The sequence below is a fragment of the Serratia sp. CY82433 genome (assembly GCF_052166535.1).
Lineage (GTDB): Bacteria > Pseudomonadota > Gammaproteobacteria > Enterobacterales > Enterobacteriaceae > Serratia > Serratia sarumanii.
The window spans coordinates 1,298,873-1,311,802 of the sequence record NZ_JBJNOR010000001.1; the positions used below are offsets into that span (position 1 = coordinate 1,298,873).

The 12,930-nt window shown below is 61.3% G+C and carries 13 protein-coding genes; 3 read left to right on the forward strand and 10 right to left on the reverse strand.

The window, feature by feature from the left end; genetic code table 11:
- Window positions 1–2: 2 nt before the first annotated feature.
- Entirely contained in the window at window positions 3–722 is a 720-nt protein-coding gene (gene phnR / locus ACJ8PI_RS06475) for a phosphonate utilization transcriptional regulator PhnR (RefSeq protein ID WP_033638301.1), read from the reverse strand.
- Between the two features lie 155 nt (window positions 723–877).
- On the opposite strand from phnR, the gene phnW reads away from it, so the two are divergent.
- Window positions 878–1,981 (forward strand): 2-aminoethylphosphonate--pyruvate transaminase, encoded by a 1,104-nt coding sequence (gene phnW / locus ACJ8PI_RS06480; protein ID WP_164134294.1) that lies wholly within the window; start codon window positions 878–880, stop codon window positions 1,979–1,981.
- A gap of 9 nt (window positions 1,982–1,990) precedes the next feature.
- A complete protein-coding gene (gene phnX, locus ACJ8PI_RS06485) occupies window positions 1,991–2,800 on the forward strand; it encodes a phosphonoacetaldehyde hydrolase (protein ID WP_033653909.1) in 810 nt (269 codons plus the stop codon).
- Window positions 2,801–2,863: 63 nt separating this feature from the next.
- Here phnX and ACJ8PI_RS06490 read toward each other — a convergent pair whose 3' ends face one another.
- The 4 genes from ACJ8PI_RS06490 to ACJ8PI_RS06505 all read right to left on the reverse strand — a co-directional run bounded on the left by ACJ8PI_RS06490 (window position 2,864) and on the right by ACJ8PI_RS06505 (window position 7,420).
- A complete protein-coding gene (locus ACJ8PI_RS06490; protein WP_164134293.1) occupies window positions 2,864–4,255 on the reverse strand; it encodes an L-cystine transporter in 1,392 nt (463 codons plus the stop codon).
- Window positions 4,256–4,436: 181 nt separating this feature from the next.
- Window positions 4,437–4,985, reverse strand: coding sequence for a metal-dependent hydrolase (locus ACJ8PI_RS06495; RefSeq protein ID WP_033638305.1), 549 nt, complete (start codon window positions 4,983–4,985; stop codon window positions 4,437–4,439).
- Between the two features lie 424 nt (window positions 4,986–5,409).
- Window positions 5,410–6,075, reverse strand: a complete 666-nt coding sequence (gene hxpB, locus ACJ8PI_RS06500) for a hexitol phosphatase HxpB (protein ID WP_033638306.1) — start codon at window positions 6,073–6,075, stop codon at window positions 5,410–5,412.
- Window positions 6,076–6,139: 64 nt separating this feature from the next.
- Window positions 6,140–7,420 carry an HdeD family acid-resistance protein gene (locus tag ACJ8PI_RS06505; RefSeq protein WP_033653912.1) on the reverse strand — a complete coding sequence of 427 codons (1,281 nt, stop codon included), beginning with the start codon at window positions 7,418–7,420 and terminating at the stop codon, window positions 6,140–6,142.
- Window positions 7,421–7,605: 185 nt separating this feature from the next.
- Here ACJ8PI_RS06505 and ACJ8PI_RS06510 point away from each other — a divergent pair, with 185 nt between their 5' ends.
- Window positions 7,606–8,166 carry a YniB family protein gene (locus tag ACJ8PI_RS06510; protein ID WP_033638308.1) on the forward strand — a complete coding sequence of 187 codons (561 nt, stop codon included), beginning with the start codon at window positions 7,606–7,608 and terminating at the stop codon, window positions 8,164–8,166.
- Window positions 8,167–8,201: 35 nt separating this feature from the next.
- Here ACJ8PI_RS06510 and ACJ8PI_RS06515 read toward each other — a convergent pair whose 3' ends face one another.
- The 5 genes from ACJ8PI_RS06515 to ACJ8PI_RS06535 all read right to left on the reverse strand — a co-directional run bounded on the left by ACJ8PI_RS06515 (window position 8,202) and on the right by ACJ8PI_RS06535 (window position 12,856).
- Window positions 8,202–9,071, reverse strand: coding sequence for a fructosamine kinase family protein (locus ACJ8PI_RS06515; protein ID WP_033642864.1), 870 nt, complete (start codon window positions 9,069–9,071; stop codon window positions 8,202–8,204).
- Between the two features lie 239 nt (window positions 9,072–9,310).
- Window positions 9,311–10,165 carry a metal ABC transporter permease gene (locus ACJ8PI_RS06520; protein ID WP_033646322.1) on the reverse strand — a complete coding sequence of 285 codons (855 nt, stop codon included), beginning with the start codon at window positions 10,163–10,165 and terminating at the stop codon, window positions 9,311–9,313.
- Window positions 10,165–11,025 carry an iron/manganese ABC transporter permease subunit YfeC gene (gene yfeC / locus ACJ8PI_RS06525; RefSeq protein WP_164134292.1) on the reverse strand — a complete coding sequence of 287 codons (861 nt, stop codon included), beginning with the start codon at window positions 11,023–11,025 and terminating at the stop codon, window positions 10,165–10,167. Before yfeC ends, ACJ8PI_RS06520 begins: the two co-directional genes overlap by 1 nt.
- Window positions 11,025–11,915, reverse strand: a complete 891-nt coding sequence (locus ACJ8PI_RS06530) for a manganese/iron ABC transporter ATP-binding protein (protein ID WP_047727680.1) — start codon at window positions 11,913–11,915, stop codon at window positions 11,025–11,027. The genes yfeC and ACJ8PI_RS06530 overlap by 1 nt, the downstream gene beginning before the upstream one ends.
- Window positions 11,912–12,856 carry a metal ABC transporter substrate-binding protein gene (locus ACJ8PI_RS06535; protein WP_164134291.1) on the reverse strand — a complete coding sequence of 315 codons (945 nt, stop codon included), beginning with the start codon at window positions 12,854–12,856 and terminating at the stop codon, window positions 11,912–11,914. The genes ACJ8PI_RS06530 and ACJ8PI_RS06535 overlap by 4 nt, the downstream gene beginning before the upstream one ends.
- Between the last annotated feature and the right edge of the window lie 74 nt (window positions 12,857–12,930).

Consider the following 12,930-nt stretch of genomic DNA (forward strand, 5'->3'; position numbering starts at 1 on the left):
GGTTAAAGCGTATCGACTTCGATGCGCAGGCTGTCGTGGCGCCAGTACTCGATATCGAAATCAAGAATGCGGCCGTGCTGGTCGTAATTCAACCGGCGCAGCAATAAGGCGGGCAGGCCGACCATGGCGCCGAGCGCGTTGGCGGCGCGGTAAGGCAGGGCCGTCGGGTAGAACGACAGGTGCATGTTGCTGTAAATCAACGCGTAATGCTGTTGATAGACTTCGGTCAGGCTGCCGTTGAGATCGTGGCTGAGCAGTTCCGGCACCCGCTGCGGCAGGCAGTGGTTTTCGCAATAACAGATGGCGCGGCCGTCGGCGTAGCGCACGCGGCGCAGCAGATACACCTGGTCGAAGGGTTCGAGCGCCAGCGGCTGCATCACGTCGAGCGGCACCGTGGTTTTTTCGCCGGACAGCAGCGCGGTGCGCGGCGCGCGCCCCTGCTCCTGGCACAGGCGGTGGAAGTTGGTGTTCTGCGTCGGATCCAGCCACAGCCGTTCCGGGGTGACGAACCAGCCGCGGCGATCGGCGCGATAGATGGCGCCGGTGGCCTCCAGCTGCGCCAGGCTCTCGCGAATGGTAACGCGGGTGGTGGAGAAGATGGCGCACAGCTCGCGCTCCGAAGGCAGCTTGTCGCCCGCCTGCAGCGCGCCGCGGGTGATGCGCGCCTGAAGCTGATCCTTGATCTGCAGGTAGTGGGGCATATCGCCCTGATGTTCTTTCATTTCATCTCGCTATGGCATCGGCCCGTCATTCCGGCACGCGCTTATTATACATAGCCAGATGAATTTTTTGTTTCACCGCGCTTTGTCGTTTGACCAGGGAAGGAATTTTCCGCCACAATGCCTGCAATCTGGTATAGACCAAATAGGTGAGTAACATGTCCGATCGAAACTACCTGCTGTTGACCCCCGGCCCGTTGACCACGTCGAAAACGGTAAAAGAGGCGATGCTGTTCGACAGCTGCACCTGGGATGAAGATTACAACCTGGGCGTGGTGCAACGCATCCGGCAGCAGTTGGTGGCGCTGGCGACGCCGTCCGCCGGTTACACCTCGGTGTTGCTGCAGGGCAGCGGCAGCTTTGCGGTGGAGGGCGTGCTGGGCACGGCCATCGGCCCACAGGACAAGCTGCTGATCGTCAACAACGGCGCCTATGGGGCGCGGATGATCGAAATGGCGCGGCTGATGGATATCGACCACCACGCTTTCGACTGCGGCGAGGTCAATGAGCCGGACGTGACGGCGATGGAGGCGGTGCTGAAAAGCGATGCGCGCATCAGCCATATCGCCATGGTGCACTGCGAAACCACCACCGGCATGCTCAACCCGCTGCAGAAGGTCGCCGGCCTGGCGGCGCGCAACGGCAAGACCTTTATCGTCGACGCCATGAGCAGCTTCGGCGGCATCCCGCTGGATGTAGACGCGCTGGGCATCGATTTTCTGATCAGCTCCGCCAACAAATGCATTCAGGGCGTGCCGGGCTTCGCTTTCGTCATCGCCCGCCGCAGCGAACTGGAGAAATGCGCCGGCCGCTCGCGCTCGCTGTCGCTGGATCTGTATGCCCAGTGGCGCTGTATGGAAGACCAGGCCGGCAAATGGCGCTTTACGTCGCCGACCCACACCGTGCTGGCCTTCGCGCAGGCGCTGAAAGAGCTGGAACAAGAGGGCGGCATTGCCGCGCGCCACCGCCGCTATCAAACCAATCAGCGGCGGCTGGTGGCGGGCATGCGCGAGCTGGGCTTTGAGACTCTGCTCGATGATGCGTTGCATTCGCCGATCATCACCGCATTCTATTCGCCAAAGGCCGACACTTACCGCTTCGCCGAATTTTATCAGCGCCTGAAACAGCAAGGGTTTGTGATCTATCCCGGCAAAGTGTCGCAGAGCGACTGCTTCCGCATCGGCAACATCGGGGAAATTTATCCGCAAGATATCGAACGTTTGCTGGCGGCCGTCGGGCAGGCGATGTACTGGAATCAATAAGGATTGACCATGAAACAGATCAACGCAGTGATCCTCGACTGGGCCGGCACCACGGTGGACTTCGGCTCCTTTGCGCCAACGCAGATTTTCGTCGAGGCGTTCAAACAAACCTTCGATATCGACATCAGCCTGGCGGAGGCGCGCATTCCGATGGGGCTGGGCAAATGGCAGCACATCGAGGCGCTGGGCAAGCTGCCGGCGGTCGACGCGCGCTGGCGGCAGAAGCTGGGCCGCTCGATGAGCCACCAGGACATCGACGCGCTGTATCAGGCGTTTATGCCGCTGCAAATCGCCAAAGTGATCGACTTCGCCGATCCCATCGAGGGTGTGCCACAGGTGATTGCCGGGCTGCGCGAACAGGGCATTAAAATCGGCTCCTGCTCCGGTTATCCGCGTGCGGTGATGGAGGTGCTGGTGCCTGCCGCCGCGCAGCGTGGCTACGCGCCGGATTACTGGGTCGCCACTGACGATCTCGCGGCCGGCGGGCGGCCGGGGCCGTGGATGGCGCTGCAGAACGCCATCGCGCTGGGCATCGATGCGGTGGCGCACTGCGTGAAGGTGGACGACGCGGTGCCGGGCATTCATGAAGGGCTGAACGCCGGGATGTGGAGCGTCGGGCTGGCGCTGTCCGGCAACGAGTTTGGCGCGACCTGGCAGGAGTACCGCCAAATGGCGGCGGCAGAGATCGAGCTGCGCCGTACGGCGGCGGCCGATAAGCTGTATGCGGCGGGCGCACATTATGTGATAGACACGCTGGCGCAATTGCCGGGCGTTATCGCCGACATCAACCGGCGGCTGGCGGACGGCGAGCGGCCGTAACGACCGGGCGCGGGGCATAAAAAAACCGGGGAGAATCCCCGGTTTTTTCGTTTTGAGACGGCGTTAACGGTGAGCCAATTCGACTTCGTCTTCGCTGTCCATCACGGTTTTGTCGGTTTGCTTCATCAGCTGGCTGGTGATGGTGCCCGCCGCCATGGAGCCGTTGACGTTCAGCGCGGTACGGCCCATGTCGATCAGCGGTTCGACCGAGATCAGCAGCGCGACCAGCGTCACCGGCAGGCCCATCGCCGGCAGCACGATCAGCGCGGCGAAGGTGGCGCCGCCGCCCACGCCCGCCACACCGGCGGAGCTGATGGTGACGATGCCGACCAGGGTGGCGATCCACACCGGATCCAGCGGGTTGATGCCGACGGTCGGCGCAACCATCACCGCCAGCATCGCCGGGTAGAGGCCCGCACAGCCATTCTGGCCAATGGTGGCGCCGAACGACGCCGAGAAGCTGGCGATGGATTCCGGCACGCCCAGACGACGGGTCTGCGCTTCCACGTTCAATGGAATGCTGGCGGCGCTGGAGCGGCTGGTGAAGGCGAAGGTGATCACCGGCCACACCTTGCGGAAGAACTTCATCGGGTTCACGCCGGTGAAGGCCAGCAGGATGGCATGTACCACGAACATGATGGCCAGGCCGATGTAGGAGGCCACCACGAAGCTGCCGAGCTTGACGATGTCGTGAATGTTGGAACCGGCGACCACTTTGGTCATCAGCGCCAGCACGCCATACGGCGTCAGTTTCATGACCAGACGCACCAGCTTCATCACCCAGGCTTGCAGGGTGTCGATAGCCACCAGCACGCGCTCGCCTTTCGGCTTGTCGTCTTTCAGCAGCTGCAGCGACGCCACGCCGAGGAAGGTGGCGAAAATCACCACGCTGATGATCGACGTCGGGCTGGCGCCGGTCAGATCGGCGAACGGGTTTTTCGGGATGAACGACAGCACCATCTGCGGCACGGTCAGGTCGGCCAGTTTACCCACGTAGTTGGTCTGGATTGCCGTCAGGCGCGCGCTTTCCTGCGCGCCCTGCACCAGGCCTTCGGCGGTCAGGCCGAACAGGTTGGTGACCAGTACGCCCACCAGCGCCGAGATCAGCGTGGTGAACAGCAGCGTGCCGATAGTCAGGACGCTGATTTTGCCCAGAGAAGAGGCGTTATGCAGCTTGGCCACCGCGCTCAGGATCGAGGCGAACACCAGCGGCATGACGATCATTTGCAGCAGCTGCACATAGCCGTTGCCGACGATGTTGAACCAGCTGATGGATTCTTTCAGTACCGGGTTGTCGGAGCCGTACACCAGCTGCAGGCCCAGGCCGAACACCACGCCGACCACCAGGCCGACCAGCACTTTTTTCGCCAGGCTCCATTGCTTGTGGCGGGTTTGCGCCAGCAGCAACAGGAGCGCGACAAACACCAGCACGTTAATCACGAGCGGAAAATTCATCCCCAATGTCTCCAATCATCTTTCTTATAAAAACGACTACGCATCACGTATGTCGCGATGTAAATATCGTAACAGTTTGCCGGGTGGCCTACTTATATCCAAATGGAATTTGATATAGCTTTTTGTGTGTTTTTGTTCGTTTTATATACATTAAGGTGATTGGTTGAGCGGATTTTTGTGATCAGGGTCTAATATTTCTGATTTGCTCGACATAGGATTGCACCGGCAGGGTGAAATCACCTTGCCAGCAGATGGCAAACGCCACCAGGCATAGACACAACACACGCTCCAGCTGGTTGCCCTTTTGCGAGTTGAGCAGCGGCAGGCGAAAACGCCAGCGGCACGGCCACAGCAGCGGAACGCCGGCGGGGGTGAGCATATCGGCCAGCAGATGGCTGAAGTAACCGATGATCATGGCGTGCAGCGCGTCGGCCGGGATCGGCCAGCTGCGCGGCACGTCCAACTGGAACAGCGCCATGCCGCCGGCGATCGCCAGCAGGCTGTGGGTGAAACCGCGGTGGCCGAATGCGCGGGCGATGGGAATGGCGAGCCAGCGCAGACGCTGGCCCAGTACCGACTTGGGGTGATCGATATCCGGCAGCAGCGAGGTCAGCAGCGCGGCGGGTATGATGTGCCACCAGTCGCCGGTAGCCAGCTCTGGCGTCACTTCCGCCTTCTTGGCGAAGATCGCGCAAGCGACAGAGAATATAAGGTGTCCTTCCGCGGTCATGCTGTTGCGATTCCGGCTGGTAAACTGTTAATTTATCCAGTATATGGGAAAATTCCCAGTAGTGGAAGCAGTTACCCTGTAACCAATTGTTTATTTTCCCCTGTTTTACAACGGGTTGTTAAGGCAATGCGTAACAAATCATCGATTTTGACCGGTGAGAATTAACGGCGGGCGATGGGCGGGTGCGGAACGGAAAGAAACGAGGGCGGTTGTTTGGCGTGCGGCGGGAGGAAGCGGCGGCCTTGAACAGCGCTGCGTGGCAGTGACAACGCTCCGCGGGCCGTCGCTTTCCCTGCCGACCAGCATAATAATAACAACATGCCAATTCAATAATAATGAAACACTGTTTCGTTTGTTTTGCGGCGCGGATCCCTTTTATGCCGCAGAGCGGCAAAGCCAGGGCGCCGGTGGCCGGCGCCGCAGGTCAGGCAAAATGGGCGGGGGTGAGCTGTTCCAGGGTCTCCAGCTGGTGGTCCGCCAGCGCCCAGCGCGGATCGTGGCGGTATTCGGCGGCCGGGATGACGATGGAACGCATGCGCGCGGCCTTGGTGGCGATCATGCCGTTAAAGGAGTCTTCCAGCGTGATGCAGCGCAGCGGATCGCTGCCCAGGCGCTCGGCGGCGATCAGGTAGACCTCCGGATGCGGTTTGCTGTACGGCAGGTATTCGGCGGAAACCAGCTGATCGAAGTAGCCCTCAAGATCGAACATTTTCAGCACCTGCCGTTGCATGTGCAGCGGCGAGGCGGAGGCGAGGCCGATGTTCAGCCCCTGCTCGCGGCACAGCTCCAGCGCCTGCCGGACGCCCGGCAGCAGCGGGCGCGTCTCGTGCACCAGCTCGATGGCGCGTTCGATAATCCGCGCCGACACCTCATCGAGCGATACGCCTTGCCACGGCATCGCCTGGTACCACATTTTCACCACCAGATCGATGCGCAGCCCCAGGGTGTCCGGCAGCTTGTGGCGATCGGACAGATCCAGACCCAGCGCGCCGAAGATATCCAGCTCGGCCTGCAGCCACAGCGGTTCCGAGTCGATCAACAAGCCGTCCATATCAAAAATTGCGGTTTCAATGCGTTGCGAATAAGCCATTAACGGTTAACTCCTGCCGGCGCGGGTGAATGTGCCCGATACTCTATCATCGCCGGTGGTGAGACTAAAATCTTTGCCTGCGCGTTTGGCTTTTGCCAAAGCGAAGGATATTCCACACCTCGCGTAATTTTAACCACCAGCGTTGGTGTTGGCGCTCGGTGACCTGTTGCAACATGCGGGCATAGTCCAGCACCAGTCCCGGCGTCCAGGTCATGCTTTCGCCACGGCTGCGCAGCACCGCCAGCATCCACAGATTGGGATCCAGCACCAATAACAGAAAACGGCGCCACAGATGTTTATCGCCCAGCACGCCCTCCAGCGCGCTGTCGAGTGCGCCGATGACCGTGGTGGAGCAGTTGCGCCGAGTCAGGTTGTAAGTCGCGTCCTGCCGATACCGCCGCCAGAATGCGCGCAGCGCCGCCGGGTTATAGCGATAGAACTGAATTTTCTTGTCCGGCGGGCACCAGGCGGCGATCTCGCCCGGCAGGTCGGGCAGGAAACGCCCGTCGACGTTGTTCTGTTCGCCGGCATGCAGCAACTGGCGGAAATCCTGAACGGAATGGCTGATGTCGTTGAGCGGGTAGTGACTGATATACACATCCGGCGCGAGCGCCAGGGCGGCATGACCGGTGGAGATATTGCCGCCGCCGTCGACCGCCGCGATGTATCGGTCGACGATGTAACGCCGGCGTGGATCTTTAGCCGCACCAATCGGTGTCCAGACATACACCGTGAGCGGCGTAGCCTCGTCCGCCGGGGGCGGTGGCTGCCGCGCGGGGTGCTGATTCAGAGAGAAGCTTGCCAGCCTCCGGGCGATACGCAATAAAGCCCAGCCGGAAAGCACCATCATCACGCCGAGGCAAAAGGGCACCGTCATCCGGTGCGGCGCCGGCCAGCCGACAAAAATCATCAACGAAAGCAGGATCTCGCCGCCGCCCGCTAGCGCCACGGTTTTCCATCGACTGTGTTGAATCACCGTGGAGGAGGCGATGCGCACGGCGCCGTCAAGCAGCAGCGCGCTGCCAAACACCACGGTGGCGACGATGTTATCGTCTGCGGGCACGTCCAACATTAAAAAGGCCATAAACACGAAGCCCAGCCCCTTCAGCAGCACCGGTCTGCTGGCGGAAGAGCCAATCACCAGCGCGGCGGATATCGCCACCAGCCCCTCCAGCGCCAGGATGACCGCCAGCGCATCCAGCGCCAGCACGGATCGGCCATCCTGCAGTATGTCGAACAGCACCAGCGCCCCTGCGGCTATCCACAGCCAACCGAACAGCACCAGCAGGCGGCGCTGGCCGTGCAGCGCCTGCGCGCCCAGCAATAAGATAATCAGTCGAATCATGGCGGCCTCTGCCCGAATGGATAACTTTATCTCTTCAATGATAGTGCCCGGACGGCGTTAAGCAGTTGATTTCGGCGAATTCGGCTAAGCTTGTAGCACAGCGGGAATGAAGAAAACGGTGGGCGAGCTTTGCCAACTGCAGGTAGACTTAGCCGATTCGGTTACGTCGCTAACAAGGGGAACACATGACGTATCAACAGGCCGGGCGTATCGCCATTTTGAAACGCATTCTCGGATGGGTGGTTTTTATCCCGGCGTTGCTGTCTACGCTGATTTCCGTGCTGGGCTTTGTCTATCAGCACAGTGAAAAAACTAAGGGCATCAACGCGGTGATGCTGGATTTTGTCCACGTGATGGTGGACATGGTGCGTTTCAATACGCCGTTCCTGAACCTTTTCTGGTACAACTCCCCGGTGCCTGACGTGGATAAAAGCCTGTTCAGCGGCGCCAATCTGATGTTCATCATCATCTACATACTGATCTTCGTCGGGCTGGCGCTGCAGGCTTCCGGCGCGCGCATGTCGCGCCAGGTCAAGTTCATCCGCGAAGGGTTGGAAGACCAGATGATCCTGGAGCAGGCCAAGGGCAGCGAAGGGCACACGCGCCAGCAGCTGGAGGAGCGCATTACGCTGCCGCACCACACCATCTTCCTGCAATACTTCCCGCTGTACATCCTGCCGATCGTGATTGCGGTGATCGCCTGGTTCGTGATCCGACTGTTAGGGCAGTTGGCCGGCGCGGCCTGAGGCATGAACGGGGCGCCGAGCGGCGCCCCGGAACGTTACGACGCCTCGGGCTGTAACAGCGCCTCCACCGCGCGTTGCGCAGCCACCAGATGCTGGCCGCCGAACAGGTTGCTGCGGTTGAGCAGGTAGTACAGCTGATACAGCGGCTGGCGCTCGATAAACCCGGCACCCAGCGGCCACACGCTCTGATAGCCGTCGTAGATCTGCGGCGGCAGCTCCGGATACAGCGGCAGCATCGCCAAATCGCACTCTCGGTCGCCCCAGTAACTGGCCGGGTCGAACAGAATCGGCCCGTTGGCGGTCATCGCGCAGTTGCCCGGCCACAGGTTGCCGTGCAGCAGGGAAGGCTGCGGCTGGTGGTGCTGCAAGCGCAGATACACCCGATCGACGATGTCGTCGATATCGCCGAAGGTCATGCCTTTCTCCGCCGCCAGCTGCAGCTGCCAGCCGATGCGCTGCTCGGCGAAGAATTCCGACCAGCGGCGCTGCCAAGCGTTGGGTTGCGGGGTGGTGGTCAGATCGCTGTCGAAGTCGAGACCGAACTGCGGTTGCTCGCTCCACTGGTGCAGATGCGCCAGCTGCTGGCCCAGGCAGTAGGCACCGTGGGCGTCGAGGGGTTTCAGCTGCTGATACTCCAGCAGCAGGAAGCTGTAGTCGCGATCGCTGCCGACGCCGTACACTTCCGGCACCCGCACGCTTTTGCTGCGTGCCAGCAACGCCAGCTGATCGGCCTCGGCGGTGAATATCGGCAGTTGTTCCCGGGCGTCGCATTTCACGAACACCTCGTTGTCACCGTAACTCACGCGCCACGCCGGGTGAATGTCGCCCCCGGGCAGTTCAATCCTTTCGCGTATTTCTGCGCTGCCAAGATGTTCACTTAACAGACGGCTAACGGCTTGCCACATGGTATCTCCCCCTCTGTGCTGCCTGATAATTCATTAGGTTAGCGTCTTTCCCGTGGTGAAAACACGACGCGGCGCACAGCCGGCGTCAAAGGCGGCGATTTTTTCAGCGTCTCGCCAGCTCAAAGTATATACCCTATTGATTAATTTAAGCGCAATACCGGTTGCAACTCGATGACAACAACGCAATGGGCGGGGGCAGGCGATGCGGCGAGCAGAGGGCATCGCCGCATCGGAGGGGATTAACCGCCGGTGAGGGCGTTTTGGTTACGCTGTAACGGACGCAGCTTGCTGTACAACAAGGCGATAACGAACAGCACGGCCTGTACGATGACGATGCAGGGCCCGGTGGCGCCGTCGATGTGGAAGCTGATCAGGGTGCCAAGCACGCAGGAGAACACCGACACCACCGTCGCCACCACCAGCATGCGTTCGAAGCGGCGGCACAGCATAAAGGCGATGATGCCCGGGGCGATCAGCATGGCGATCACCAGGATCACCCCCACGGCCTGCAGCGAGGCGACGATGGTCATCGCCAGCAGGCACAGCAGCCCGTAGTGCAGCAGCTTGACCGGCAGGCCAATCACCCGCGCATGATGCGGATCGAAGCAGTACAGCATGAAGTCTTTGCGCTTGAGCAGCACCACCGCCAGGGTGATGCCGGCGATGAGCAGTGTTTGCTTCAGCTCGCCGTCGGTAATGCCCAGCATGTTGCCGAACAAAATGTGGCTCAGGTGCTGGTCGGTATCGATGCGCGAGAACAGCACCAGGCCGAAGGCGAACATGCCGGAGAAGACGATGCCCATCACCGTGTCTTCTTTCACCCGGCTGTTCTCTTTCAGGTAACCGGTGGCTACCGCACAGAAGATGCCGGAAAGGAAGGCGCCGATCGCCAGCGGAATGCCGACCACGAACGCCACCACGATGCCGGGCAGCACCGCGTGCGAGATGGCGTCGCCCATCAGCGACCAGCCTTTGAGCACCAGGTAGCAGGAGAGCACGGCGCACACTACGCCGGTGACGATGGCGGCGACGATCGCCCGCTGCATGAACGGGTAGGCGAAGGGTTCGCTGAGCAGTTGATACAGGGTGTCCATCAGCGGCCTCCGGTTTGCGAATGCGCCACGCGGCGCCGGGACGCCAGCAGGCCGTGTTTCGGCGCGAAGAAGAACGCCGCCAGGAACACCAGCGTTTGCAGGGTGACGATCACGCCCCCGGTGGCGCCGTCGAGGAAGAAGCTCAGGTAGGCGCCGACGCCGCTGGTCAATGCGCCGATGATGATGGCGATGATCACCAGACGGCTGAAGCGATCGGTCAACAGATAGGCGGTAGCGCCCGGCGTGATCACCATGGCGATCACCAAAATGGCGCCGACGGTTTGCAGCGCGGCGACGGTGCAGGCACTGAGCAGGGTGAAGAACAGGATCTTCAGCTTTAGCGGCGACAGGCCGATCGACACCGCGTGGCTTTCGTCGAAGAACACCGCCAGCAGGTCTTTCCACACCAGGCACAGGATCAGCAGCGAAACGCCGATGATGATTTCCACCTGCAGCACGTCTTCGTCGGCGATGCCGAGGATATTGCCGAAGATGATCGACTGCACGTTGACCGAGGTGGGGTTGAGCGACACGATCAGCAGGCCGACGGCGAAGAAGGTGGAGAAGATAAAGCCGATGATGGCGTCTTCGCGCAGCCGGGTGATGTGGCGCACCAGCGTCATCGCCAGCGCCGCCAGCATGCCGGTGAAGAAGGCGCCGGCGGCGTAGGGCAGGCCGAGGGCGTAGGCGCCGGCTACGCCGGGCACCACCGAGTGCGACAGCGCGTCGCCCATCAGCGACCACCCTTTCAACATCAGGTAGGCGGAGAGGAACGCGCAGGCGGCGCCGACGATGGCGCTGACCCAGATGGCTTTCACCATGTAGTTATAACTGAAAGGTTGCAGCAGAAGGTCCAGCATCAGGATTGTTTCTCCCTGGCCTGGCTGTTGGCCGGCGGATCGCTCTTGGTGTGGCCGTAGAACACCGCGGGGCGTTCATCGTCGGTCAACACCGTAACTGTGCGCGGATCGTTGTCGTCGTGCAGATCCGGGCCGGAGAGGTTGATATGGCGCAGCACGCCGCCGAACGCCTGCTCCAGGTTGCTCTGGGTGAAGGTGGTCTCGGTCGGGCCGGCGGCCAGCACCGTGCGGTTGATGAGGATCACCCGATCGCAAAACTCCGGCACGCTGCCGAGGTTATGGGTGGAGACCAGGATCAGGTGCCCCTCGTCGCGCAGCGCGCGCAGCAGCTCGATAATGGCGTTCTCGGTTTTTACATCCACGCCGGTGAACGGCTCGTCCAGCAGCAGTACCGTGCCCTGTTGCGCCAGCGCGCGCGCCAGAAACACGCGTTTTTTCTGGCCGCCGGACAGCTCGCCGATCTGCCGGCTGCGCAGCTCGCTCAGGCCGACGCGTTCTAGCGCCTTGTCGACCCGCAGCCGGTCTTCGCGCGACGGGATGCGCAGGAAGTTCATCTTGCCGTAACGGCCCATCATCACCACGTCTTCCACCAGCACCGGGAAGTTCCAGTCGACGTCTTCGGTCTGCGGCACGTAGGCGATCAGGTTCTTTTTCAGCGCGTCCGCCACCGGTTTGTCGCTCAGCGACACCTGGCCGGCAGTGGGCCTGACCAGGCCCATGATGCTTTTGAACAGCGTCGATTTGCCGCTGCCGTTGACGCCGACCAGCGCACAGATCGAACCGCCGCTCAGGGTAAAGCTGGCGTTATGAATGGCGGTGTGCCCGTTGTTGTAGGTTACGGTGACGTCGTCCACGTTCAATTCAGGGCGGACAAACGGTTCATGGGTCATTGATCGAATCCTTTGGCGATGGTTTGCACGGTGGTGTTGAGCAGGTCGATATAGGTCGGCACCGGGCCATCGCGGGTGGACAGCGAATCCACATACAGCACGCCGCCGTATTTGGCGCCGGTCTCTTTCGCCACCTGCTTGGCCGGCTTGTCGGAAATGGTGCTCTCGCTGAACACCACAGGAATATGGTGGGCGCGCACCGCGTCGATCACCCGGCGCACCTGCTGCGGCGAGCCTTGCTCATCGGCGTTGATCGGCCAAAGATAAACTTCTTTCAGCTGGTAGTCCTGCGCCAGATAGCTGAAGGCGCCTTCGCTGGTCACCAGCCAACGCTGTGCGGCAGGAATGCGCGCCAGGCGTTCGCGCAGCGGGGCGTCCAGCGCGCCGATCTTCTCTGCGTAGGCCTTGGCGTTGCGGTTATAGGTTGCCGCGTTGGCCGGATCGTGCTCTACCAGCGCCTTACGGATGTTCTCGATGTACACCAGCGCGTTGCTCGGCGACATCCAGGCATGCGGGTTCGGGTTGCCGTTATACGGCCCTTCGCGGATCGGCAGTGGGGTGATGCCTTCGGTCACGACCGCCGCCGGCACCTGCTTGATGTTCTCGAAGAAGCGCTGGAACCAGCGTTCCAGGTTCATGCCGTTCCACAGGATCAGATCGGCGTGCTGCGCCTTGACGATGTCGCGCGGGGTCGGTTGATAGTCGTGGATCTCGGCACCCGGTTTGGTGATGGATTCTACCACGGCGGCGTCACCCGCCACGTTCTGGGCGATGTCCTGAATGATGGTAAAGGTGGTCACCACGCGCAGCTTCTTTTCCGCCAGCGCGTGTGGGCTGGCCATAGCGGCGCCGAGCAGCAGGCAGGCGAGCGTGAAAGGGAGTAACAGTGCGGCAGCGCGGAAGGGGCGACTGCGACGAAAAGCGCAACTTATCAATGGCATGATGACGTCTCCTGGTTCAAATGAAAATGATTATCAATATCAATTGAAGCGAAGTCAAGCGTCACTTGCCCACC